This is a genomic window from Streptococcus viridans, assembly GCF_900636365.1.
Lineage (GTDB): Bacteria > Bacillota > Bacilli > Lactobacillales > Streptococcaceae > Streptococcus > Streptococcus viridans_A.
In genome coordinates, this window is sequence record NZ_LR134266.1 from 628,571 (window position 1) to 652,924 (window position 24,354).

The following is a 24,354-nucleotide window of genomic DNA, read 5'->3' on the forward strand; positions in this document are numbered from 1 at the left end:
GGATAAGAAAAAACAAAGGACAGAACTTTCGCCCCATCCTTATCCAAGAGTTGTTTAATCAAATTCATATTTTTGATAAATCGTAGCCAAGATGAAGATCCCTGTAAAGAGGGACATCAAGGCAAGGTAGACTGGGAAGGTCACAGCTGTCAATGTTCCGATTTCAATCAGACCTTTCAAGTAAAAGGCAGAAAGGTAGAAACCACAAACAGAGAAGATGATTAAGAGACCTCTCCAGATATTGAGTGGCAAACAAGCCCGAATGACGGACAAGAAACCAATAGATCCTAACAAGTAGTAGGAAAGGGTAGACATGTCCAGGCTAGACCAGCCATGATGAGCTCCCCATAAACGAACAAATAAGACGCTAAAGACAACCATCAAGGCATTTGGTAAGGCCAGATGCAAGGAGCGTTTGAGGAAGTGTTTTTCCACTGGCTTAATGTTTCGTTCAAAGGTTAAGACAAATGGAGGGAAGCCTTCGACAAACTGGTCAATGAGAGTAATCTGAATTGGAATAAATGGGAAAATCAACAAGTAGTTGACATCAAAGAAGAGAGCACTTGCGATACAGATAATGGCTAGAATGAAGGAGTAAATGGTCTTGATAAAGAAGATTGGAGCGATACGACCAATATTGTTGACCACCCGACGTCCTTCAAAGAGAATTTCTGGAACATCATTGAAGTCAGAGTTTAACAAGACGAGGTTGGCAATTTGACGGGTTGCAGGATCTCCTTCAGCCATCACGATGGAGCAGTCAGCTTCTCGTAAGGCAAGGATATCATTGACTCCGTCTCCTGTCATGGCAGTGGTTCGACCAGCAGCCTTGAGGGTTTGAATCAAGAGTTTCTTTTGATGAGGAGAAACCCGTCCAAAAATAGCTGTGCTTTCTGCTAGGTCCACCAACTCATCGTCCTCAATCTTAGAACAGTCAATATAACTTTCATAGCTTTCAAATCCAGCTTCCTTAGCAATGTAAGAAACAGTGACTGGATTATCACCAGAGATAATTTTGAGATCCACATCTTGCGAGCGAAGATAATCCAAGGTTTCGGCAGCCCCTTCGCGGATTGGATCGAGGATTTCAATGACAGCGATCGCTTCTACATCACTTGGCAAAGTCAAATCATGCATATCGATGGCTTCCACACTGCGAGCCAGAATCAAGACCCGAGATCCATGGGCTTGGGCTTCCAATACCGCTGGAGGATTTTCTTTGAGGAGCATTTCTGGGGCCCCTAAATAAATGGTTCCCAAGTTGGTCAGGGTCATGGCCCCCCATTTTCGATCACTTGAAAATGGAATGATTGATTCGGCTGTATAAGCGTGTTCTAACTCGCCATATGCTTTGCGGATAGCTTGGGCAGTTGGGTTGTTATCCTCAGAATTTTGCATATAGGCAGCGAGAATAACTTCGATAGTTTCTTCAGAAAAGTGTTCAGACAGGGAGTGAATGCCTTTGACGGTCATTTTTCCTTGGGTGATGGTTCCTGTCTTATCCAAACAAAGAGTATCGACACGAGCCAAGGTTTCTACAGAGTACATCTCTTGGACCAAGACCTTGCGCATCCCTAACTTAATTACAGCTGTCAGGAGAGAGGTTACTGTCAGAAGGGCAATTCCTTTTGGCAACATGCCCAGGAGGGCAGTGGAAGAGGTAATCACAGAATCTTTCATTGGAAGCAGTTTGATTAAAAAGGCTTCACAAAAGAGGGCAATTCCAAATGGGATAATAATCTTTCCAGTAAAACTAGAGATTTTAGCCAGATTATAGAGAATGCGGGAGTTGATGGGTTTGAGAGTTTTCGCTTCTACCATTAATTTATTGGCATAGTTATTGGCCCCCACACGTTTGACACGGGCGTAGACCTGGCCACTCGCTAAGAAGCTACCGGATAGAAGTTCGTCTCCCTCTTCCTTGAGAACCAAGTCACTTTCTCCCGTCAGCATGGCTTCGTTGGCTTCAGCAACTCCCTTTTGAACGAGGGCATCACTCGGAATTTGGTCTCCAGCAGATAGCTTAATCAGGTCGCCAAGGACGATTTCCTCTGGATCAATGGTTTCTTCTTCCCCAGCTCGGATGACAGTGACGAGCTCCTTACTCATCAAATTCAATTTATCAATCATCCGTTTGGCGCGGAGCTCTGTGGCGATTCCGGATAAGGCATTAAAGCAGATGACTGCAAAAAAGACCAGGTTGCTCCAGGCTTGTACCGCAACCAAAGCGAGGGCAATCACAAAGTTCAAAGCATTAAACAAGGTGAAGACATTGCGCTTGATGATTTGCCAGGTACTGGTACTGGTATTCGCTTTAAATTCGTTGGTTTGGCCACGCTGTATTTTTTTGCGGACCTCTTCATAGGTTAATCCCTTTAATTCATTCATTTCCATAAAAACATCATATCATTTTTTTAAGAAAAAGACTAGATGCAGTCGGTTTGTTGACTTGGCAACTTTTTGAAAAGATTTGCGGGGAACAGAAGGATAAGGTATAATGGATAAACAAGAGAATTATCAAAGGAGAAAGCATGTTTTATACCTATTTACGTGGCTTAGTGACCTTTATTTTATGGGTTCTGAATGGAAATGCTCATTATCATCATAAGAAACTGATTCCGAGTCAAGAAGAAAATTACATTCTCGTAGCTCCACATCGAACTTGGTGGGATCCTGTCTACATGGCCTTTGCGACCAAGCCCAAGCAATTTATCTTTATGGCTAAGAAAGAACTCTTTACCAATCGGATTTTTGGCTGGTGGATTCGCATGTGCGGGGCTTTCCCAATTGACCGTGAAAATCCAGGTGCCGCTGCGATTAAATACCCAGTGAATATGCTCAAAAAAAGCAAGCGTTCCTTGATTATGTTTCCAAGTGGAAGCCGCCATTCTCAGGATGTTAAGGGTGGTGTTGCTGTGATTGCTAAGATGGCTAAGGTACGCATTATGCCTGTTACTTATACGGGTCCAATGACCCTGAAAGGCTTAGCTACTTGTGAACGGGTTGACATGAACTTTGGGCATCCCATTGATATTTCTGATATTGCAAAGATGAACGATGAGGGCGTGGAAGAAGTTGCAAGACGTATCCAGGCTGAGTTTGATCGCTTAGATGCGGAATCTCAGGCACTCCGCAATGACCGGAAACCTTTTATCCTCATCCGTTTGTTGAAGTTTTTACTCCTGCCATTTGTCTTGGTGGTCGTTCTACTGACCCTCTTGTTTAGTTATATCGCAAGTTTCGTTTGGGATCCAGACAAGCATCGGAAGGACTAATGAGTTTTCTTGAGAACAAGAAAGTCAAAAATCATGTGATTTTTGACTTTCTTTTTTTTATTTCTTCGATTTTTTACGAATAATAAAAATAAAAGGGGTATTTATGGAGACGTGGATTGAGAAGATCAAGGAATATAAACTATTTTTAGGCTTGGCTGCTGTGGGCTTGGTAATTGGAGGACTATTTCTCTTTTGGCCTAAGCAGCCCCCACAAGCACCGGAAACTGTCATTTCCCAGTTAGAAATGGTGGATCAGGAGACGTCTCCTAAGGAAGACACAAGCCTCTCTTCCAGCTCTCAGCAGAGGAGTGAGGAAAAGATGGAGCCCTCTCAAGAAAAAATCATGGTGGATGTGAAGGGAGCTGTCAGACAAGCGGGGGTTTATGAGCTTCCAGTGGGGAGCCGGGTCTATGACGCAGTGCAAAAAGCAGGAGGGATGACAGACGAAGCTAACAGCCAATCCGTCAACTTGGCGCAAAAATTGGAGGATGAGTCCATCGTCTATGTTGCTAAGAATGGAGAGGAGATAGCGCCTGTTGCATCCGCATCTGCTGGAACGACAAGTGGCGAAAAGCAGTCAAAAGATGGGAAAGTCAATCTCAATACGGCAACAGAAGCAGAACTACAGACGATTTCTGGGATAGGTCAAAAGCGAGCCCAGGATATCATTGCTTATCGAGAGGAAAAAGGAAAATTTCAATCTGTTGATGAATTGAAAAATGTTTCTGGGATCGGCCAAAAGACGCTAGAAAAGTTAAAAGAGCATGTTACAGTGGATTAGAAGTCTCCATATTCATTTATTTCATCTCACCCTGCCAGTCTTAGCTCTCTATTATTGGATGTACACGGGACACTGGCTCGCTCTAATCTTCCTTCTGGCTTTCCTCATCTTGTTTAGGAGACGCTACGGGGACAAACGATTTTTGTGCCTCATAGGGTTTCTTTCCCTCTTTGCCCTTTGTTTTGCTTTCCGGATCGAACAAGGAAGACGAGAGTCAAGCGATCATAGGGTCCCAAGGGTTATTCAGCTTTTACCGGATACCATCAAGGTGAATGGAGATGCTTTATCTTTTCGTGCGAAGTCGGGTGACCGTACTTTTCAGGTTTTCTACCAGCTTCAGTCAGAAGAAGAACAAGCTTATTTTAAACACCTGGATCATGGGCTAGAATTACGGATCAAAGGGGAATTAGAAACACCGACCAAACAGCGTAATTTTATGGGCTTTGATTACCAGGCTTATCTGAAGACACAAGGGATCCATCATCTTTTGAAAATTAGCCACATCCTTGAAAAGAAAGTAGCTGAGCCTAGCGATGTGATAGGAATTCTTTCTAGTTGGAGGCGGAAGGCCCTTGTATGGGTCCATCAGCATTTCCCCCAGCCCATGAGTCACTATATGACGGGCTTGCTTTTTGGTTTTTTAGATGTCGAGTTTGAGGAAATGAGCCAGCTGTATTCGAACTTGGGAATTATCCATCTGTTTGCCTTGTCAGGCATGCAGGTTGCCTTTTTCTTAGATGCCTTTCGACGATTCTTTCTCCGCCTGGGATTGGAACAGGAGAAGGTTGCAATCCTCCTCTATCCGTTTTCCCTTCTTTATGCTGGGATGACGGGGTTTTCGGTTTCGGTCGTTCGAAGCCTCTTACAGAAACTCCTGGCCCAGGCTGGGCTCAAAGGAATGGAAAATATGGGTGTCACCCTTCTTTTATTGATTGTTCTCCTACCTTCCTCCGTATTAACTGCTGGAGGTCTCTTATCCTGCGCCTATGCCTTTATATTGACGCTCACCTCTTCCGAAGAGGAGAAGTCGGGAATCCAAAAAGTCGTCAAGGAAAGTCTGGTGTTAACACTAGGAGTTCTTCCTTTTTTGATATTTTTCTTTGGAGAATACCAACCCTGGTCTCTTCCTCTAACCTTTATTTTTTCTCTCTTATTTGACCTTCTGTTGTTACCAGGTCTGAGTGTCGTCTTTCTCCTCTCCTTTTTCTATCCCTTGACCTTCTGGAATCCTTTCTTCGTCTGGATGGAAAAAAGTATGGAGTATCTAGCGAGATTCACTAGCAAATCCTTGGTTTTTGGACAGCCAAGCATTTATTTTTTCATCTTGCTTTTGTGCTTGCTAGCTTGCCTTTATGAGATGCGAAAGGTTAAGAAGTGGAGATATCTTTTTCTACTCTTAATATGCTCTATATTCGCCCTTGTGAAGCATCCTTTAGAAAATGAGATTACCATCATTGATATTGGTCAAGGAGATAGTATTTTGCTACGTGATTGGCGAGGGAAAACCATCCTAATTGATACAGGAGGAAAAGTGGACTTTGGCCAAAAGGAGGGATGGAAGAAGCGGAGGTCTACTAGCAATGCAGAACGGACCTTGATTCCCTATCTCAAGAGTAGGGGGATTGACCGGATTGACCATATGATTCTCACGCATACTGACACAGATCACATGGGAGATTTGGAAGTACTTGCGGCTAAGGTTAGCATTCAGGAAATCAACATTTCCAAGGGAAGCTTAAAAAAAGGTACTTTTGTCCGTTTGCTCAAACGCTTAAACCTACCAGTAAAAACGCTGGAGGCTGGTGATCAACTGACGATCTTTGATGGGAGTGCAGAAGTTCTCTATCCGGTAGAGGTAGGAGATGGGAGTAATAACGATTCCCTTGTCCTCTATGGGAGGTTTTATGGTTGGACCTTCCTTTTTACAGGAGATTTAGAAGAAGAGGGGGAAAAGACCTTGTTAGCCCGCTATCCTCAACTGCGCGTGGATGTATTAAAAGCAGGACACCATGGTTCTAAGGGCTCTTCTCACCCAGCCTTCTTAAAGCAAATCCAAGCAAAAATTGCCTTGATATCTGCGGGAGAAAAAAATCGTTACCAGCATCCTCACCGGGAAACCTTGGAACGTTTTAAAGAGTTGCAGATGACTGTTTTTCGTACAGATCAGCAAGGAGCGATTCGTTTTAGAGGTTGGAATCAGTGGAAGATTGAAACCGTTCGATAAGAGCTGTTTGATTTCTAGCTTGAAAATTGCTATGATAAAGTCAAGGAAATGAGGTTACAAGTATGAAATCATTACAGTTGTTTTGGATGCAATATGCTGATTTTTCTAGAAGATCAGATAGAAAAGAATTTTGGATTAGCCAAGTCTGGCATTTATTGTTTACAAGTCCTTTTTGGATTTACCAATTGGTCTTATTCTTTTCAAATTCGAAATCAGAGGAAGAAGTGATTCCCTTGACCGGGATGGACGTTTCAGCTTGGTTCAGCATCTTTTTTCTCCTCTATCTCTATCTTATTTTTGTTCCCCAGCAAGCGGTAGTCGTTCGGCGATTGAGAGATGCGGGTCTTCATTGGTCGTTGATTTTCCTATTTCTAGGCCCTATCTTGCTCTACCTTTTATCTCCTATTTCAATTTTTCTAGTCTTAGCTCTTGCAGGCTTGCTTTGTTTGGCATGTCTCTTGGTCCTTCCAAGTGCTAGACTTGCACAACCGGACCAGAATGCTTCTCCAGGATTTGATTTGACGAGTCCCGTGGTCTCTTCGCCAAGTATTCCTTCCCATTTGATGGATCCCAATAGTTTTTCAGCTATTCCCCAGATTGTTTCGGCTCCACCAACTCCACTAGAGAAAGCGCCACTTGAAAAGAAAATGGAATCGGAACAGACCCAGCATCAGTTTAGAGAGTGGAATGAGGTACCTTCAGAACATGCAGGCTTTACAAACAATTAAAAAAATCAGTGCTGAGAACCTTCCTCCAATCCTAGTTCTATCAGGAGACGACATCGGTCAGTTTGAGTGGATGAAAGAGCAACTTTTTAAGAAAGTAGGCTACGATTCATCTGATTTGAACTATTCCTATTTTGACATGAAAGAAGCAGCATATGCAGAAGTTGAGCTTGACTTAGTCAGCCTTCCATTTTTTGCGGATGAAAAAATAGTGATTTTGGATCATTTTGTCGATGTGACGACCGCAAAAAAAAGATACCTGTCAGATGATGAATTGCAGTCCTTTGAAGATTACTTAGCGGCGCCTTTAGAAACGACTCGCTTGATTGTCATTGCGGAAGGCAAACTGGATAGCAAGCGAAGGATTGTCAAGCTTTTAAAACGGGATGCCCAGTTGCTGGAGGCAACTGAATTAAAAGAGCAGGACTTGCGTGCCCATTTCACGGAAGAGATCAAGTCTCTAGGGCTAGCGATTGATTCACAAGCCTTCGACCAACTTTTGATTAAATCGGGCTTTGATTTTAGTGAGATTCAGAAAAACTTGGAGTTTCTTAAAACGTACAAAGGAGCTTCTAGCATCACCATCTCAGATATTGAGGAGGCTATTCCGAAGACACTACAGGATAATCTGTTTGATCTGATACAGATGATCCTAAAGAAACAAATTGATTCCGCCCGCAGTTTGGTTAAGGACCTTCGGTTACAAGGAGAGGATGAAATCAAGCTTCTGGCCATCTTGTTAAGTCAGTTCCGCATCTACACACAGGTCAAGCTGTTGAAGCAAGAGGGACGAACAGAACCCCAAATCGTTTCAGACCTATCAGAGTTGACCGGTCGGAAAGTGAACCCCTACCAAGTCAAATTTGCCCTAAGAGATAGTAGAGGGATATCTCTATCTTATTTGGAGCAGGCGATTTGTCTTTTGATTGATACCGACTTTCAAATGAAGTCGGGAACGTATGAGAAGGACTATCTATTTGATTTAGCTTTACTAAAGCTGGCCAACCCATCTGTGTAAGCAGAATAGTTGAATTAATTAGATGATTGCGTTATCATTTTTATATACATAAAGAAATAGAGGTATTTTCCATGGCAATTATTTTACCAGATCTTCCGTACGCATACGATGCATTGGAACCATACATTGATGCTGAAACCATGCACTTGCACCATGACAAACACCACCAAACTTACGTTAACAATGCAAATGCAGCTCTTGAAAAACACCCTGAAATCGGTGAAGACCTTGAAGCTTTGCTTGCTGACGTAGAATCTATCCCAGCTGATATCCGTCAAGCGCTTATCAACAATGGTGGTGGACACTTGAACCACGCTCTTTTCTGGGAATTGATGACTCCTGAACAGACAGCTCCTTCGGCAGAACTTGCAGCAGCAATCGATGAAACTTTTGGTTCATTCGAAGAATTCCAAGCAGCCTTCACTGCAGCAGCAACTACTCGTTTTGGTTCTGGATGGGCTTGGTTGGTTGTTAACAAAGAAGGGAAGCTTGAAGTGACTTCAACAGCAAACCAAGACACACCAATCTCAGAAGGGAAGAAACCAATCTTGGGCTTGGACGTTTGGGAACATGCCTACTACGTGAAATACCGCAACGTTCGTCCTGACTACATCAAAGCTTTCTTCTCAGTGATCAACTGGAACAAAGTAGACGAGCTTTACGCAGCAGCTAAATGAGCTTTCATAATAAAAAAAGTTTGAATCAAGAGTCCACTTAACGGTGGGCCTCGATTCAGGCTTTTTATTTTTAAATTGGTCAACATAGACTAAAAGGATTCTCCCGTTTTGGAAGGGATATTTCTTGCGTTTATACCTGAAAATGATACACTAGAAGAGTATGTGAAAGTGAGGAGAAAGGCTTCCTACATAAGGAAGAAGCCTTGTCACTTTTTCTGAAAAAACTGTGCCTTAACAAAAGGGAGAATGAAAATGACAAGTATTACGATTACAAAAGGAGCAGTGGATACGCCACTTTATCTAAAAATGCTCAACCGCCACGGTTTAATTGCAGGAGCTACTGGTACAGGGAAAACCGTAACCTTAAAAGTCATAACTGAAAAATTAAGTCAGCAAGGGATTCCGGTGTTTCTAGCAGACATCAAGGGAGATCTTTCAGGTCTTGCAAAAGCTGGACAATGGACGCCAAAGATGGAAGAGCGCTATAAGCTACTAGGTATTACAGATCCTTTTGAACCTCAAGCTTTTCCAGTTCGTTTATGGGATGTCTTTGGTCAAGCAGGCCATCCAGTCCGTGCAACGATTGAAGGAATGGGGTCTCTTTTACTAGCTCGCTTATTGGACCTCAACGAAACGCAAACAGGGATTTTGGCCATTGTCTTTAAATTGGCCAAAGAACAAAATTGGCCTTTGATTGATTTGAAGGATTTGCAGAGCCTTTTGAAGGAAGTGTATGACCATGCCTCAGATTATTCCGCTCAGTATGGAAATATCAGTAAACAATCAGTAGGGGCTATTCAACGAAGCTTGTTAGTATTAGAGCAAGAGGGGGCGGATCAATTCTTTGGAGAGCCAGCTTTGGATCTTCAAGATTTTATGCAATTGGACAGCAGTGGACGAGGCTACATCAACATTCTCTCAGCAACTCGTCTCTTTAACTCTCCTAAACTCTATTCTACCTTCCTTATCTGGATGTTATCTCGTCTGTTCGAAACCTTGCCAGAAGTTGGAGATTTAGAAAAACCAAAATTTGTCTTCTTCTTTGATGAAGCCCACCTCTTGTTTAATGATGCGAGCAAGCTTTTCCTGGAAAAAGTTGAGCAAGTCGTTCGACTCATCCGGTCTAAAGGAGTGGGGATCTACTTTATTACACAGAATCCTCAAGATCTTCCTGAATCTGTATTGGCCCAGCTTGGGAATCGTGTCCAACATGCCTTGCGTGCCTATACGCCAAAAGAAATGAAAGCTATCAAAGTTGCTGCACAAAGTTTCCGACCAAACCCAGAATTTGATACGGAAACTGTCTTGACGGAGTTAGGAACAGGGGAAGCTCTAGTTTCCTTCCTAAATGAAAAGGGGCAACCAAGTGTGGTTGAGCGCTCCTATATTTTGTCTCCACAATCCAGTTTTGATTTGTTAAACGAGAGTGAACGGTTGGCCTTGATCACCAGCTCTCCTTTCCATCAAAAATATGCTGTTCGAGTAGACAATGAATCAGCTTATGAAAAATTGACTGAAAAATCTGCTAGAGAAGAGAAGGAAAAGGAGAGGGAAGCGGAAGAAAAGACAAGAGTTGCAGAAGAGAAGGCTAGCCAAAAACGGAGTCCGGGCCGTCCACGAAAATCTAGTATAGAAAAGGCCAAAGATTCCTTCATCAGTTCCTTGTTCCGTACCATTGCGCGTGAAGTTGCTAAATTGATTATGGGATCCTTTAAGCGCAAATAAGACAGTCAAAAGGGGACGGATTCATAGGAACAGGAGGAAGGATTCAGTCGGGATTGCTAAAAAAGTTTCTTCCAGAAGAAATCGTTTTCTGATCCAGAAATACCTTGTTATTTTAAAGAGAATCTTTTATAATTAACTTCATATGAAAAAAATATTTAATGTTCGATCGATCATGATTGTATTGGGAATTTTACTATGTATAGGAGGAGTTGGAGCATTAAGTTACCTTCATCTTCATCAGGCTCCAGCTTCGCCTCTTGCTCAAGAGGGAACGACGGCTCAACCAGTTGAGTCCAAGCAAGAGAAGCAGCCTTCCCAACCTCCTCGTGTCAAAACTCCTGAGGAGAAACAAGCCGTCATGGATCAAGATCGTGAAACCATGGAAAATTTTGGTCTTGTCTATGATTATGCCAATAAAGGCTTGGTAGAAGTTGTACAAGACTATATGGCTGAGTATGGTATTGATCCTTCCCAAATTACCTTTACCTATAAAAATCCTGCGACAGGTCAACAATTTTCTATGAATGAGTTACAGCCAATGACAGCGGGAAGTACTTATAAACTGCCCCTAAATATGTTAGTCGTGGATGAAGTCGATGCAGGGAAGTTAAACTTAACGGATGAATTTGATATTACCAATACTTACTACGAGTACCTTGGAGAGCATGATAATTATGTAGCTGCCTTTGGTGGAGCTATGACGATTCCAGATATGCAACGTTATTCTCTTGTCTATTCAGAAAATACGCCGGCATATGCCTTGGCCGACCGCTTTGGTGGCATGGACAATGTCTATGAGAAGTATAAAAAATATGGAAAATCCCGTGCAGAAATAAAAACCATTAGTCCTGAAAACAAAACGACATCTGATTACTATATTCAAGTCTTGGACTATCTTTGGAACCACAAAGAAAAGTATGGGACCTTGCTAGAATTAATCGGAGAGTCCTTTCCAAATGAATACTACAAACGGTATTTACCAGATTTAGTCATTCAGCAAAAACCTGGTTATGTAGCGGAAGCCCTGAATGTCGAAGCTATTGTTTACGAACAAACTCCTTATCTTATCTCGATTTTTACTGCTGGTCTAGGGGGGACAACCCCAGAAAGTACGGAGATCAGTGGTTATGGTCTTCATTTACTTGGTCAACTCTGCTATGTGATCAATGAATGGCACCGTGTAAATGTCAATTAAGGAATTAGAACCTTTCCCAAGATAGTTTTGGGAAGGTTTTTTCTATGCAAAAATATGGTTTAATGGTTAAAATCTTGGTGACATTCTTTGAGGTCAGTGAATAAATATGATATAATAACTAAAGAACCTAAAGAAAGAATAAAAATGATTACAAAAGAAGATTATCAGTTAATTCGATCCCATCCAGCTTTCTCTGAAATTCCAGTTGAAAAATTTGATAAATTAGCTGTAGAAATCCATTATAGAGAAATTCCAAAGGGACAAATCCTATTTTTTGCTGGTGATAAACGCGATCGGATCTTTTTAGTGGTAGAAGGCTATGTCCGGATTGAGGAGTTTGACTCTTCTGACACCTTCTCGTATATGGATTACATCAAAGAAGGAGCTGTCTTCCCATACGGTGGTATGTTTACAGATTCAACTTATCACTATACAGCCACTTCCATGACAACGGTAAAATATTTCAGTATCCCTGTTCAGCTTTATGAAGAAATTGTTCAGTCCAGTATGGAACAAGTTCTCTTTATAACGAGAAAACTTTCAAAAATTCTGGAATTCCAGGAGTTGCGACTTCGCAATGTGGTGGCAGCTAGTGCCAGTGATCGTGTGATCCAATCCCTAGCTCTACTCTGTAAGGATTATCAAAAGTCTGGGCCAACTATTCCTTTTCCAATGAGTATGAAGGAGTTGGCTAGATTAGCTGCGACGACGAGAGAAACCGTCAATCAAGTGTTAAAGAAGCTCCTAGAAGAGGAGAGAATCGAGTACAAGCATAAGAAATTAACTTTTCTAGATCTTCCATTCTTTTTAGATAGTTTTGAAGAAGCCTAATAGGGCTTCTTTTATTTTCTGTCAAAAACGTTAAAAAGTTTCAAAAATCAAATAAAAAAATATTTACTCGCAAAAAGAATATATTTAGCAAAATATTCAAAGAAAGCGGTTCATTTTTCATAAAACAAGGGTAATATTTAAAAAAGTGTCAGATTCTTGGCATTCGTAATGGAAGATTGACCGTGAAAGCGGTACCAATTGGTGATAAAATAAAACCTGTAAACGGGATTAGCTAAGCTAAACCGCAAGAAGAAGGAGGACTATAGATGTCTACACACCCAATTCATGTTTTCTCAGAAATTGGAAAACTGAAAAAAGTTTGTTTGCACCGTCCAGGTAAAGAGTTGGAAAACTTGATGCCTGACTATCTTGAACGTCTTCTTTTTGATGATATTCCTTTCTTGGAAGATGCTCAAAAAGAACACGACGCATTTGCTGAAGCACTTCGTAACGAAGGTATTGAAGTACTTTATCTTGAACAGTTAGCTGCTGAGTCATTGACTTCTCCAGAAATTCGCGATCAGTTCATCGAAGAATACCTTGAAGAAGCGAACATTCGTGGACGCCAAACAAAAATTGCGATTCGTGAATTGCTTCACAGCATTGAAGACAACCAAGAATTGGTTGAAAAAACAATGGCAGGGGTTCAAAAAGCTGAACTTCCAGAAATTCCTGAAGAAGCAAAAGGATTGACAGACCTTGTTGAATCTGACTACCCATTTGCTATCGACCCAATGCCAAACTTGTACTTCACACGTGACCCATTTGCGACAATTGGTAATGCAGTATCATTGAACCATATGTACGCAGATACACGTAACCGTGAAACTTTGTATGGTAAATACATCTTCAAATACCACCCAGTTTACGGTGGAAAAGTTGAACTTGTCTACAACCGCGAAGAAGATACTCGTATCGAAGGTGGAGATGAGTTGGTACTTTCTAAAGATGTATTGGCAGTAGGTATCTCACAACGTACTGATGCTGCATCAATCGAAAAATTGTTGGTAAACATCTTCAAGAAGAACGTTGGCTTCAAGAAAGTATTGGCCTTCGAATTTGCTAACAACCGTAAATTCATGCACTTGGATACAGTATTCACAATGGTGGACTACGATAAATTCACAATCCACCCTGAAATCCAAGGTAACCTTCGCGTCTTCTCTGTAACTTATGAAAACGAACAATTGAAGATCGTTGAAGAAAAAGGTGATTTGGCTGAATTGCTTGCTGAAAACCTTGGTGTAGAAAAAGTTACTTTGATTCCATGTGGAGATGGCAACATCGTTGCTGCTGCGCGTGAACAATGGAACGACGGATCAAATACTCTTACAATCGCACCTGGTGTGGTAGTTGTATACGACCGTAACACTGTTACCAACAAGAAATTAGAAGAATACGGACTTCGTTTGATCAAGATCCGCGGAAGTGAATTGGTTCGCGGTCGTGGTGGACCTCGTTGTATGTCAATGCCATTCGAACGTGAAGAAATCTAATCATCCTACAGGTTAGACGGGCTCAGTGTTTAAACTGAGCCCTCTAAACTGATTGACAGGATCTTATCATGCATAATAAAAGGAGATAATTAATGACAACTTCAGTATTCCAAGGACGTAGCTTTTTAGCAGAAAAAGACTTTACACGTGCAGAGTTAGAATACCTTATCGGACTTTCAGCTCACTTGAAAGACCTTAAAAAACGCAACATCCAACACCACTACCTAGCTGGTAAAAACATTGCGCTTTTGTTTGAAAAAACTTCAACTCGTACTCGTGCAGCCTTCACTACTGCAGCCATCGACCTTGGTGCTCACCCAGAATACCTTGGTGCAAACGACATCCAACTTGGTAAAAAAGAATCTACAGAAGATACTGCTAAAGTTCTTGGACGTATGTTTGACGGTATTGAATTCCGTGGTTTCAGCCAACGTATGGTTGAAGAATTGGCTGAATTCTCAGGTGTTCCAGTATGGAATGGTTTGACTGACGAATGGCACCCAACTCAAATGCTTGCAGACTACTTGACTGTTCAAGAAAACTTTGGACGCCTTGAAGGTTTGACACTTGTGTACTGTGGTGACGGACGTAACAACGTTGCAAACAGCCTTCTTGTAACAGGTGCAATCCTTGGTGTGAACGTACACATCTTCTCACCAAAAGAACTCTTCCCAGAACAAGAAATTGTTGAATTGGCAGAAGGATTCGCAAAAGAAAGTGGCGCTCATATCTTGATCACTGAAGATGCTGACGAAGCTGTGAAAGGTGCAGATGTACTTTACACTGACGTTTGGGTATCTATGGGTGAAGAAGACAAATTTGCAGAACGCGTTGCCCTTTTGAAACCTTACCAAGTGAACATGGAATTGGTTAAGAAAGCTGATAACGAAGACTTGATCTTCTTGCACTGCTTGCCAGCTTTCCACGACACAAACACTGTTTATGGTAAAGATGTTGCTGAAAAATTCGGCGTAAAAGAAATGGAAGTTACTGATGAAGTGTTCCGTAGCAAATATGCTCGCCACTTTGACCAAGCTGAAAACCGTATGCACACAATCAAAGCGGTTATGGCAGCTACTCTTGGTAACTTGTACATTCCAAAAGTTTAAGACTTTATAACCGTATACCAACAGCTATAGGGGCTGGACTGCTAGCTTTAGTCCTGCCCCTATTTTTTATAGAAAGGGAAAACCTATGTCAAGAAAAATCGTCGTTGCTTTGGGAGGAAATGCCATTCTCTCATCTGATCCTTCTGCAAAAGCTCAACAAGAAGCACTTGTAGAAACAGCAAAACACTTAGTGAAATTGATTAAAAATGGGGATGACTTGATCGTCACTCACGGAAATGGTCCTCAAGTAGGAAACCTCTTGCTCCAACACTTGGCTGCAGATTCTGAAAAGAACCCAGCGTTCCCATTGGATTCATTAGTTGCTATGACCGAAGGAAGCATTGGTTACTGGCTTCAAAATGCTCTTCAAAACGCCCTTCTTGAAGAAGGCATCGAAAAAGATGTGGCTTCAGTTGTGACACAAGTCGTTGTTGATAAAAATGACCAAGCTTTCGTTAACTTGAGCAAACCAATCGGCCCATTCTACTCCGAAGAAGAAGCAAAAGCAGAAGCTGAAAAATCAGGTGCAACTTTCAAAGAAGATGCTGGTCGTGGCTGGCGTAAAGTTGTTGCTTCACCAAAACCAGTGGATATCAAAGAAATCAATACTATCCGTACCTTATTCAATGCAGGCCAAGTAGTGGTTGCAGCCGGTGGTGGCGGTATTCCAGTTGTGAAAGAAGCTGATGGTAGCTTGACTGGTGTTGAAGCTGTTATCGATAAAGACTTTGCATCCCAACGTTTGGCTGAATTGGTAGAAGCAGACCTCTTCATCGTTTTGACAGGTGTGGACTATGTCTTTGTGAACTACAACAAACCAGATCAAGAAAAATTGGAACATGTCAATGTCGCTCAATTGGAAGAGTACATCAAACAAGACCAATTTGCTCCAGGAAGCATGCTTCCTAAAGTAGAAGCTGCGATCGCCTTTGTAAACGGTCGTCCAGAAGGAAAAGCAGTCATCACTTCACTTGAAAACCTTGGCGCTTTGATTGAGTCTGAAAGTGGAACAATTATCGTTAAAGACTAATTCATGTACATGAGGAGGGGAGTAGATCTTATTTTTACAAGATTTTGTACAAAGATTCTCCCCTTGTTTTTTCTAAAAAAGATTAGGAAAAACTAGTTTTTTAATCTTAAATATGATAAAATAAACATATAGGTAAGCGCTTTCTAAAAGATAAACCTTTTGAAAGAGTCACTCAAACTTTGTTGCGTTAGGAGGATAAACAAATGAGTGAAAAAGCGAAAAAAGGGTTTAAGATGCCCTCATCTTATACCGTATTGTTAATCATCATTGCCATTATGGCAGTGATGACTTGGATCATCCCAGCAGGGGCTTTTGTCGATGGTGTGTATAAATCACAACCTCAAAACCCTCAAGGTATCTGGGATGTCTTGATGGCACCGATTCGTGCTATGCTAGGAACTACTCCTGAAGAAGGATCTTTGATTCAAGGAACTAGTGCAGCGATCGACGTAGCCTTCTTCATCTTGATGGTTGGTGGTTTCCTTGGTGTAGTCAATGAAACTGGTATGCTAGACACTGGTATTGCTTCTATCGTGAAGAAATACAAGGGTCGCGAAAAAATGTTGATTTTGGTGCTTATGCCTTTGTTTGCCCTTGGTGGTACAACTTATGGTATGGGTGAAGAAACCATGGCCTTCTATCCTCTCCTTGTGCCAGTTATGATGGCCGTTGGATTTGATAGCTTGACTGGGGTAGCCATTATCTTGCTTGGTTCACAGATTGGATGTTTGGCATCTACCTTGAACCCATTCGCGACAGGTATCGCATCTTCAACTGCAGGTGTTAGTCTTGGGGAAGGTATCATCCTTCGTTTGATCTTCTGGGTTGTCTTGACTGGTCTTAGCACTTGGTTTGTATACAAGTATGCAGATAAGATCCAAAAAGACCCAACTAAATCCCTCACTTATGCAACTCGTGAAGAAGATATGAAATTCTTCAATGTTGGTGAAGATGATGACAATGTTAACTCAACACTTACTAAGAAACAAAAACAAGTCTTTGTACTCTTTGTATTGACCTTTGTTTTGATGGTCTTGAGTTTCATCCCATGGAGTGGTTTAGGTATCAAGTTCTTTGATAACTTTAATTCTTGGTTAACAGGTCTTCCAGTAGTTGGTCAAATCATTGGTTCATCAACTGCAGCTCTTGGTACTTGGTACTTCCCTGAAGGAGCAATGCTCTTCGCCTTTATGGGTATCTTGATTGGTATTGTCTACGGATTGAAAGAAGAACAAATCATTTCTTCATTTATGGCTGGTGCAGCTGACTTGCTCAGCGTAGCCTTGATCGTAGCGATCGCACGTGGTATCCAAGTTATCATGAACAATGGTATGATTACAGATACTATCCTTAACTGGGGTAAACAAGGACTCAGTGGTCTATCTTCTCAAGTCTTCATCGTCTTGACTTATATCTTCTACTTGCCAATGTCATTCTTGATTCCATCTTCATCTGGTCTTGCCAGCGCGACAATGGGTATCATGGCTCCATTGGGAGAGTTCGTCAATGTACGTCCTAGCTTGATTATCACTGCCTACCAATCAGCATCTGGTGTCTTGAACTTGATTGCACCAACTTCTGGTATCGTTATGGGAGCTCTTGCTCTTGGACGTATCAACATTGCTACTTGGTGGAAATTCATGGCAAAACTTGTAGTTGCTGTTATTGTAATTACCATTGCCCTCCTTCTTCTCGGAACATTCGTTCCAGCCCTATAAGAAGTAAAGAGGTGATTCCATGAAAATTGAGATTACAAATCAAGTCAAAGATGACTTTCTAGCTTCATTAAAGACTCTGATTTCTTATCCTTCGGTTTTAAACGAAGGCGAAAATGGAACACCGTTTGGACAAGCTATCCAAGATGTCCTTGAGAAAACGTTAGAAATTGCTCAAGAAATGGGCTTTCAAACTTATCTAGATCCTGAAGGATACTATGGATATGCAGAGATCGGTCAGGGGGAAGAACTCCTGGCCGTTCTTTGTCACTTGGATGTTGTTCCAGCCGGTGATTTAGAAGATTGGCAAACGCCACCTTTTGAGGCAACTTTGAAAGATGGATGGTTGATTGGACGTGGGGTACAAGATGACAAGGGGCCATCCCTTGCGGCCCTTTACGCAGTTAAGAGTCTTCTCGACCAAGGACTTGCATTTACCAAGCGAATTCGCTTTATATTTGGTACAGACGAAGAAACTCTCTGGCGCTGTATGAATCGCTACAATCAGATAGAAGAAAAAGCAGATCTTGGCTTTGCTCCGGATTCTTCTTTCCCATTAACCTATGCTGAAAAAGGCTTGCTTCAAGTGAAGCTCCATGGACCAGGCTGGGAGGATCGTCCCTTACAAGCTGGTCGTGCCCTTAACGTGGTACCAGATAAGGCAACTTATAAGGGGGAACGCTTAGAGGAACTTTTACCAGTGATCGAGCAAAGTGGTGTGAACTATACAGAAGAAGCAGGAGCAGTAAGCGTTCTTGGACTGTCTAAACACTCCAAGGATGCGGCTGAGGGTGTCAATGCTATTGTCGGCTTAGCGGAAAGTCTTTCCTTGATCCAGCCTCATCCAGCTCTTCTCTTTATAGCAGATGCTGTTGGGGAAGATGCGACAGGAGCAGCTCTCTTTGGTGAAATCAAAGATGAACCAAGTGGTGCTCTTTCCTTCAATATTGCGACCCTCTCTATTGATGAAGAGCGATCTGAAATCGGGATTGATATTCGGATCCCTGTCCTAGCAGATAAGGATGCTTTAGTAGAGCGATTAACTGAGGTGGCGGCTAGTTACCAACTTCAGTATGAAGAATTTGATTATGTAGCTCCACTATACGTGCCGTTAGATAGTCCATTGGTAAGTACTTTGATGAAGGTCTACCAAGAAGAGACTGGTGATCAAACCCCAGCTATGTCCTCAGGAGGAGCTACTTTTGCTCGAACCATGGAAAATTGTGTGGCTTATGGGGCCCTCTTCCCTGATGCTCTCCAAACAGAGCACCAGGCTAATGAGCGAGCCAAACTGGATGATTTATATCGTGCAATGGAAATTTATGCCGAGACCATTCGACGGTTAGCAGGCAAGAAAGTCTAATATAGATTTGAAAAAAAGCTTAGATGGTCTGACCATCTAAGCTTTCTTTTATTTGCTAAAGAAGAAGGGAGGAGTAAATTCTTTCAATTTTTCAAAGCAGTCCAAGGCACCTTGATTGTCTTCACAGATGATGAGGCAGACGTCGTCCCCACAGACCGTTGCGACAATTTGTGGTAATTCAAGGGCGTCTAAGATGGCACCGAAAGATTGAGCCAGTCCAGGGAGAGTTTTCACCACCACTTGGTTTTGGACGGGACGAAGCATGACGAGGGCATCCTCCATATAAAAACGCAGTCGGTTTTCCCAGCGAGATGGGGCAATGCTATTGATGGCATAGTAAGAGGTATCCCCTTCGTTAATTTTTACTAGATTCAAGGATTTGACATCTCTTGATAGGGTTGACTGGGTCACGATGATGCCGTTAGCTTCCAGGCTGTCCTGCAATTCCTGTTGGGTTCGAATTTTCTTTTCTGAAATAATGGACCGGATCAGGCGGTGGCGACTTTCAATCTTATTCATAAGGGGCTCTCCTTATTTGATAAACATAGCATCTCCAAAGCTGAAGAAACGGTAGCCTTGGTCGATAGCGTGCTGATAAGCATCCAGAGTGAGTTCTCGACCTGCGAAGGCAGAAACGAGCATGACTAAGGTTGATTTTGGTAGGTGGAAGTTGGTTGAAAAGGCGTCGACAACCTGCCACTGATAGCCTGGTTTGATAAAGATATTAGTCCAACCAGAGTCGGCTTGTAACTCCCCATTAAACTTGTTCCCAATTGTTTCCAAGGTTCGGATAGAAGTGGTTCCAACAGCTACGATGCGGTGACCGCTCGCTTTAACTTGCCGAAGGGTTTGGGCAGCCTCTTCAGAGAGTTGATAAAACTCGGAATGCATCTCATGTTGGTCGAGATCGTCGACAGATACAGGACGGAAGGTCCCAAGTCCGACATGGAGGGTTAGATAAACCAAGTGAACGCCTTTGTCTTCAATTTTTTGTAAGAGCTCGGGTGTGAAATGGAGGCCAGCAGTAGGAGCAGCGGCGGATCCATTTTCTTTGGCATAGACCGTCTGGTAACGTTCCTGATCTTCTAATTTTTCATGGATGTAAGGTGGTAGGGGCATTTCCCCTAGACTTTCCAAGACTTCAAGGAAAATCCCTTGATAAGAAAACTCTACGATACATCCTCCGTGCTCTAACTTCTTGATCAGAGTTGCTTGGAGACGCCCATCACCAAAGCTAACGACCCCACCCTCTTTGAGACGTTTGGCAGGTTTGGCAAGAACCTCCCATTGATCACCCTCTATATTTTTTAAGAGGAGAAGCTCCACATGCCCCCCTGTATCCGGTTTGACCCCATGGAGACGGGCAGGAAGGACACGGGTATTGTTCATCACCAAAGCATCCCCAGGTTCTAATTCATTGATAATGGCATCAAAATGCTGGTCTTCCATCTGACCTGTTTGACGATTGAGGATCAGTAGTTTTGAGGCATCGCGCTTTTCTAGAGGAGTTTGCGCAATTAACTCCTCGGGGAGGTGGAAATCAAAGTCGTTTGTATTCATTGTCTCTCCTTGTTTCTAAATTCTTTTATTTCTTACATTTAACCTTCCCCATTATATCATGAAATAAGAGTGAAACAAAGGAAATCTCTAGCCGAATTTTAAAGGGATTAAGGTAAAAAATCCTTTTCTAACATCAAGAAAGCGCTTGACAAAAATTGGTCTATACCATATAATGAGTATAAGAAATAAGCGGAGGTTTAATCATGAAAGTTATTGAAGTAGCCAATCAAATCGAAGGAGGGCAGGTTGCTTTTGACCTGTTAAAAGAAAAGTTAGAACAAGGTGCGAAAACGCTGGGGCTTGCGACTGGAAGCAGTCCACTTGAATTTTATAAATTGATTCGAGAAAGTAACTTGGATTTCTCAGACATGGTCAGTGTCAACTTGGATGAGTATGTCGGTTTGACCGGAGAAGATCCTCAGTCTTATCGTTATTTTATGCAGGAAAATTTATTCAATGAGAAACCCTTTAAAGTCAGCTATCTTCCAAAAGGAAATGAAGATACTGCAGAAGAAGAAACAGCTCATTACAACGAAATCTTGGCCCAAAACCCAGTAGATCTGCAAATTCTAGGGATTGGTCGCAACGGGCATATTGGCTTTAACGAGCCTGGAACCTCGTTTGACAGCCAAACGCATTTGGTCCATTTAGATCAATCAACGATTGAAGCCAACTCTCGCTTCTTTGAAAAAATTGAAGATGTGCCAACTCAAGCCATTTCAATGGGAATTGCAAATATTCTCGCTGCCAAGTCCATCATCCTCTTTGCATATGGTGAATCGAAAGCAGAAGCGATTGCTGGAATGGTCAATGGTCCAAAAACAGAGAGTTTACCAGCGAGTGCCCTTCAAGATCATCCAGATGTCGTGATTATTGCAGACCAAGCAGCCTTGAGCCTACTGTAACCAGTTGAAACAGAGAGACCTATCTAAAATATCCTGAAAGATAGGTTTTTTTATAGATTGAAGTATGGTACAATAAGATAAAATTCTATATTTGAGGAAAATAAATTTTGAAAAAGAAGTTGCTCGCTTTAGGAATCATCATCTTATCTCTGTTCCGGCCTTTGTCGATCGTGGCTGATGAGTTAGTGGATATGGCGCAAAAAATGTATCCCAATGATCATGTGCAGGCCTATAACCGACCAAGGTCTTCCCTCGTTATCGACGCGAATACCGGGGATGTTTTATGGAGAGACAATATTGATGAAGTGCGGGATCCTGCAAGTATGAGTAAGCTCATGACGTTGTATCTGCTTTTCGAATCCATGAAAGAGGGGAAGATTACCAAAGATACGGTTGTCACTGCAACAGCTGCGGATCAATCTATGTCAAAAATCTATGAGATTTCCAACAATAACATCGTTGCAGGCGTAGACTATACGGTCTCTGAATTGATTACCATGACCGCGGTTCCATCCTCCAATGTGGCCACGATTATGTTGGCCAATCTCCTTTCTAACCACGATGCGGATGCCTTTATTCAGCGGATGAATGAAAAGTCCAAGGAGTTGGGGATGACCAATACCATTTGGAACAATCCTAGTGGTGCGGCCATTTCAACCTTCCAAGGTTTATATACCAGTTATAACTATCCAAACGATGCGGCCAACCAGACAACCGCAAGAGATTTGGCGATTCTCGTCTATCATTTCGTGAAAGAATATCCTGATATCCTTAGCTATACCAATCAGGCTAAGGTGACCGTCAAACAAGGAACTCCTTATGAGGAGACCTTTGATACCTATAACTATTCCTTGCCAGGAGCTAGATATGCTCTTGAAGGAGTAGATGGTCTGAAGACAGGCTCGAGTCCTCGCGGTGCCTTCAACTATATCGCAACTGCTAAACGAGGAGAACAACGAATTATCTCCGTAGTCATGGGAGTTGGTGATTGGTCTGACCAGGATGGCGAATACTATCGACATCCATTTGGCAATGCCTTGATCGAAAAAGCTTTTGCAGATTATCGTTATAAGAAGTTATTGGACAAGGGTGTTCAGACGATTGATGGAAAGACCTACACACTGGATCAACCTTTCTATGCCACGGTGAAAAAGGGAGAAGAGAATCCAAAACTAGTTGTCAAAGATGGACAAGTAGAGGCGGATTCAGGCTTGATGACCCTATCAGAAAAGATTTCTGATGGACTTCCAGTAAAAGAAGGAGCCGTGAATCAATCGGATACTCAAAGTACTACGGCTTCAACTACAGGGAAATCCTTCCATTTTCCTCTTGAAAGCCTGGTCATTCTGATTCCAATTTTCATTCTCGCTATGATTCTGTATTTAGAAAGAGCCCATCGCAAACAACGTGAGCGCAAGGCTCAGGATCGATACAAAAAATAAAGGATCAAAACTCAACTGAAATCCAGTTGGGTTTTGTCATTGCCTCTTATATTTAAATTTGAAAGGAAACTAATGAAAGCATTTCGAAATTCCTATCCTGCTTATTTATTTTTATATAGTTTTTACTTCATGTCGACTGCTCTCTTTACGACTCTAATCTCTGTCTATCTTATCGGCCAGCAGTATTCAGCCAGTCAGGTCTCTCATTTGGTATCAATGGCCTTTTTCCTATCCATGCTTACCCAGCCCTTATTTGGTTATATCAATGAACGATTTGGTATTGTTAAAATCACCACTTTGAGCTTGGGAGTCCTCATGGCAGGAGTGGCTGGCTTCATCTGGGCCCCTAACTACTTTTGGTTGACAATTTTTTATGGCTTAGTTTTGCTGTGTCTAAATGGGACGGCTCCCATGATGGAGGTTTTCGCTACCCAGAGTTCCTATGCTTTTGGAAAAATCCGCGTTTGGGGGACACTAGGGTATGCGGCTGGAGCGCAACTAGCTGGTTGGCTCTATGCTCATCTTAGCCCCCAGTCTGTATACTATTGTGTTTTGGTAACTATCCTTCTTAGTTTCCTCACTTTAGGAGCTATTCGTATCGACAAGACCAATCGGGTACAGAAAGAAGCTGTATCGATCCTTCCTTTGCTGCACAATGGTCCCTATCTCTTTTTCTTACTTTTGATGGGACTTGTGTCGGGCGTGGGCAATATTGGCCATACCTATATTCCAGCTCTCTTGATGGATAGTGGGCTCCCTGTTCAGATAGCCTCTACGGTTGTGGCCATATCTGTCGTAGTCGAAGCACCTCTCATCTTTTTCTCAGATCGTTTTATGGACCATTGGCCCTTGCGCTTACTGATTTTGCTTCCTGTGGGGATTCTCTTGCTCCAGTATGTCATCTATGCTCTTCCAAGTCCTGTCTTCTTAAAAGTGCTGGTCACCCTCTTGGCCAAGCATACGACGGGGATGGTCTTGGTCATGGTCTCCTTACGTTTTATCTCCCAACAGGTGGATAAGAAAGATCTAGTTTTAGCCATGGCTATCCTGCAGGGAGTCCGCTATCTTGGGACCATTTTATTGCAACCGGTAGCTGCTTTCTTTGTGGATCACGGTGGATTTTCAATGATGAGTTCCTTCTTGGTGGCTGTCCTGATCCTCGTCCTTCTTCTAAGTATCTTTTTAAAGTTGCCAAAAGGAAAATCTCCGGGTCTCTTTGGGAGCATGAAGGAGTAAAAAGATTAGGAAATAGTGTTTCTGAATAGAGGGACTTATGCTATAAT

At 42.3% G+C, this 24,354-nt stretch carries 20 protein-coding genes; 17 read left to right on the plus strand and 3 right to left on the minus strand.

The window, feature by feature from the left end; all coding sequences use genetic code 11:
* Positions 1 to 54 precede the first annotated feature (54 nt).
* A complete protein-coding gene (locus EL081_RS03470; protein WP_126403985.1) occupies positions 55 to 2,394 on the minus strand; it encodes a cation-translocating P-type ATPase in 2,340 nt (779 codons plus the stop codon).
* 137 nt (positions 2,395 to 2,531) lie between these two features.
* Between EL081_RS03470 and EL081_RS03475 the strand changes: the two genes are divergently transcribed.
* The 14 genes from EL081_RS03475 to EL081_RS03540 all read left to right on the plus strand — a co-directional run bounded on the left by EL081_RS03475 (position 2,532) and on the right by EL081_RS03540 (position 19,164).
* Complete coding sequence (locus EL081_RS03475) at positions 2,532 to 3,275, plus strand: lysophospholipid acyltransferase family protein (RefSeq protein WP_126403986.1); 744 nt, start codon at positions 2,532 to 2,534, stop codon at positions 3,273 to 3,275.
* Between the two features lie 103 nt (positions 3,276 to 3,378).
* On the plus strand, positions 3,379 to 4,056 hold the full coding sequence (locus tag EL081_RS03480) for a helix-hairpin-helix domain-containing protein (RefSeq protein WP_126403987.1): 678 nt from the start codon (positions 3,379 to 3,381) through the stop codon (positions 4,054 to 4,056).
* Positions 4,040 to 6,280, plus strand: coding sequence for a DNA internalization-related competence protein ComEC/Rec2 (locus tag EL081_RS03485; RefSeq protein ID WP_126403988.1), 2,241 nt, complete (start codon positions 4,040 to 4,042; stop codon positions 6,278 to 6,280). Before EL081_RS03480 ends, EL081_RS03485 begins: the two co-directional genes overlap by 17 nt.
* A gap of 62 nt (positions 6,281 to 6,342) precedes the next feature.
* Positions 6,343 to 7,008 (plus strand): DUF805 domain-containing protein, encoded by a 666-nt coding sequence (locus EL081_RS03490; protein ID WP_126403989.1) that lies wholly within the window; start codon positions 6,343 to 6,345, stop codon positions 7,006 to 7,008.
* Entirely contained in the window at positions 6,986 to 8,023 is a 1,038-nt protein-coding gene (holA, locus tag EL081_RS03495) for a DNA polymerase III subunit delta (RefSeq protein WP_126405032.1), read from the plus strand. The genes EL081_RS03490 and holA overlap by 23 nt, the downstream gene beginning before the upstream one ends.
* A 71-nt stretch (positions 8,024 to 8,094) precedes the next feature.
* Positions 8,095 to 8,700, plus strand: coding sequence for a superoxide dismutase SodA (gene sodA, locus EL081_RS03500; RefSeq protein WP_126403990.1), 606 nt, complete (start codon positions 8,095 to 8,097; stop codon positions 8,698 to 8,700).
* A 252-nt stretch (positions 8,701 to 8,952) separates the two neighbouring features.
* Entirely contained in the window at positions 8,953 to 10,425 is a 1,473-nt protein-coding gene (locus EL081_RS03505; RefSeq protein ID WP_126403991.1) for a helicase HerA-like domain-containing protein, read from the plus strand.
* A 142-nt stretch (positions 10,426 to 10,567) separates the two neighbouring features.
* Positions 10,568 to 11,620: a serine hydrolase gene (locus tag EL081_RS03510; RefSeq protein ID WP_126403992.1), complete on the plus strand. Its 1,053-nt coding sequence runs from the start codon at positions 10,568 to 10,570 to the stop codon at positions 11,618 to 11,620.
* A 144-nt stretch (positions 11,621 to 11,764) separates the two neighbouring features.
* On the plus strand, positions 11,765 to 12,451 hold the full coding sequence (locus tag EL081_RS03515) for a Crp/Fnr family transcriptional regulator (RefSeq protein ID WP_126403993.1): 687 nt from the start codon (positions 11,765 to 11,767) through the stop codon (positions 12,449 to 12,451).
* A 266-nt stretch (positions 12,452 to 12,717) separates the two neighbouring features.
* Entirely contained in the window at positions 12,718 to 13,947 is a 1,230-nt protein-coding gene (gene arcA, locus EL081_RS03520) for an arginine deiminase (RefSeq protein ID WP_006596658.1), read from the plus strand.
* Positions 13,948 to 14,039: 92 nt separating this feature from the next.
* Positions 14,040 to 15,056, plus strand: coding sequence for an ornithine carbamoyltransferase (gene argF / locus EL081_RS03525; RefSeq protein WP_126403994.1), 1,017 nt, complete (start codon positions 14,040 to 14,042; stop codon positions 15,054 to 15,056).
* Positions 15,057 to 15,141: 85 nt separating this feature from the next.
* Positions 15,142 to 16,086, plus strand: coding sequence for a carbamate kinase (gene arcC / locus EL081_RS03530; protein ID WP_126403995.1), 945 nt, complete (start codon positions 15,142 to 15,144; stop codon positions 16,084 to 16,086).
* Between the two features lie 203 nt (positions 16,087 to 16,289).
* Positions 16,290 to 17,804: a YfcC family protein gene (locus EL081_RS03535; protein WP_126403996.1), complete on the plus strand. Its 1,515-nt coding sequence runs from the start codon at positions 16,290 to 16,292 to the stop codon at positions 17,802 to 17,804.
* A 19-nt stretch (positions 17,805 to 17,823) separates the two neighbouring features.
* Positions 17,824 to 19,164 carry a dipeptidase gene (locus EL081_RS03540; protein WP_126403997.1) on the plus strand — a complete coding sequence of 447 codons (1,341 nt, stop codon included), beginning with the start codon at positions 17,824 to 17,826 and terminating at the stop codon, positions 19,162 to 19,164.
* A gap of 48 nt (positions 19,165 to 19,212) precedes the next feature.
* Here the strand turns inward: EL081_RS03540 and EL081_RS03545 are convergent, their stop codons facing one another.
* Both EL081_RS03545 and queA read right to left on the minus strand, forming a co-directional pair.
* On the minus strand, positions 19,213 to 19,683 hold the full coding sequence (locus tag EL081_RS03545; protein ID WP_006596653.1) for an arginine repressor: 471 nt from the start codon (positions 19,681 to 19,683) through the stop codon (positions 19,213 to 19,215).
* A gap of 12 nt (positions 19,684 to 19,695) precedes the next feature.
* Positions 19,696 to 20,724 carry a tRNA preQ1(34) S-adenosylmethionine ribosyltransferase-isomerase QueA gene (gene queA, locus EL081_RS03550; RefSeq protein WP_048689224.1) on the minus strand — a complete coding sequence of 343 codons (1,029 nt, stop codon included), beginning with the start codon at positions 20,722 to 20,724 and terminating at the stop codon, positions 19,696 to 19,698.
* 203 nt (positions 20,725 to 20,927) lie between these two features.
* Between queA and EL081_RS03555 the strand changes: the two genes are divergently transcribed.
* The 3 genes from EL081_RS03555 (at position 20,928) to EL081_RS03565 (ending at position 24,307) form a co-directional block, all read left to right on the plus strand.
* On the plus strand, positions 20,928 to 21,629 hold the full coding sequence (locus EL081_RS03555) for a glucosamine-6-phosphate deaminase (RefSeq protein WP_126403998.1): 702 nt from the start codon (positions 20,928 to 20,930) through the stop codon (positions 21,627 to 21,629).
* A 107-nt stretch (positions 21,630 to 21,736) separates the two neighbouring features.
* Positions 21,737 to 23,071, plus strand: a complete 1,335-nt coding sequence (locus tag EL081_RS03560) for a DUF1958 domain-containing protein (protein ID WP_126403999.1) — start codon at positions 21,737 to 21,739, stop codon at positions 23,069 to 23,071.
* A gap of 72 nt (positions 23,072 to 23,143) precedes the next feature.
* A complete protein-coding gene (locus EL081_RS03565) occupies positions 23,144 to 24,307 on the plus strand; it encodes an MFS transporter (protein ID WP_126404000.1) in 1,164 nt (387 codons plus the stop codon).
* Positions 24,308 to 24,354: the final 47 nt, after the last annotated feature.

Excerpts from the sequence above, each read along its gene's own strand:
- EL081_RS03470 (WP_126403985.1), bottom strand. The coding sequence starts at position 2,394 with ATGGAAATGAATGAATTAAAGGGATTAACCTATGAAGAGGTCCGCAAA.
- EL081_RS03475 (WP_126403986.1), top strand. The coding sequence starts at position 2,532 with ATGTTTTATACCTATTTACGTGGCTTAGTGACCTTTATTTTATGGGTT.
- EL081_RS03480 (WP_126403987.1), top strand. The coding sequence starts at position 3,379 with ATGGAGACGTGGATTGAGAAGATCAAGGAATATAAACTATTTTTAGGC.
- EL081_RS03485 (WP_126403988.1), top strand. The coding sequence starts at position 4,040 with ATGTTACAGTGGATTAGAAGTCTCCATATTCATTTATTTCATCTCACC.
- EL081_RS03490 (WP_126403989.1), top strand. The coding sequence starts at position 6,343 with ATGAAATCATTACAGTTGTTTTGGATGCAATATGCTGATTTTTCTAGA.
- holA (WP_126405032.1), top strand. The coding sequence starts at position 6,986 with ATGCAGGCTTTACAAACAATTAAAAAAATCAGTGCTGAGAACCTTCCT.
- sodA (WP_126403990.1), top strand. The coding sequence starts at position 8,095 with ATGGCAATTATTTTACCAGATCTTCCGTACGCATACGATGCATTGGAA.
- EL081_RS03505 (WP_126403991.1), top strand. The coding sequence starts at position 8,953 with ATGACAAGTATTACGATTACAAAAGGAGCAGTGGATACGCCACTTTAT.
- EL081_RS03510 (WP_126403992.1), top strand. The coding sequence starts at position 10,568 with ATGAAAAAAATATTTAATGTTCGATCGATCATGATTGTATTGGGAATT.
- EL081_RS03515 (WP_126403993.1), top strand. The coding sequence starts at position 11,765 with ATGATTACAAAAGAAGATTATCAGTTAATTCGATCCCATCCAGCTTTC.
- arcA (WP_006596658.1), top strand. The coding sequence starts at position 12,718 with ATGTCTACACACCCAATTCATGTTTTCTCAGAAATTGGAAAACTGAAA.
- argF (WP_126403994.1), top strand. The coding sequence starts at position 14,040 with ATGACAACTTCAGTATTCCAAGGACGTAGCTTTTTAGCAGAAAAAGAC.
- arcC (WP_126403995.1), top strand. The coding sequence starts at position 15,142 with ATGTCAAGAAAAATCGTCGTTGCTTTGGGAGGAAATGCCATTCTCTCA.
- EL081_RS03535 (WP_126403996.1), top strand. The coding sequence starts at position 16,290 with ATGAGTGAAAAAGCGAAAAAAGGGTTTAAGATGCCCTCATCTTATACC.
- EL081_RS03540 (WP_126403997.1), top strand. The coding sequence starts at position 17,824 with ATGAAAATTGAGATTACAAATCAAGTCAAAGATGACTTTCTAGCTTCA.
- EL081_RS03545 (WP_006596653.1), bottom strand. The coding sequence starts at position 19,683 with ATGAATAAGATTGAAAGTCGCCACCGCCTGATCCGGTCCATTATTTCA.
- queA (WP_048689224.1), bottom strand. The coding sequence starts at position 20,724 with ATGAATACAAACGACTTTGATTTCCACCTCCCCGAGGAGTTAATTGCG.
- EL081_RS03555 (WP_126403998.1), top strand. The coding sequence starts at position 20,928 with ATGAAAGTTATTGAAGTAGCCAATCAAATCGAAGGAGGGCAGGTTGCT.
- EL081_RS03565 (WP_126404000.1), top strand. The coding sequence starts at position 23,144 with ATGAAAGCATTTCGAAATTCCTATCCTGCTTATTTATTTTTATATAGT.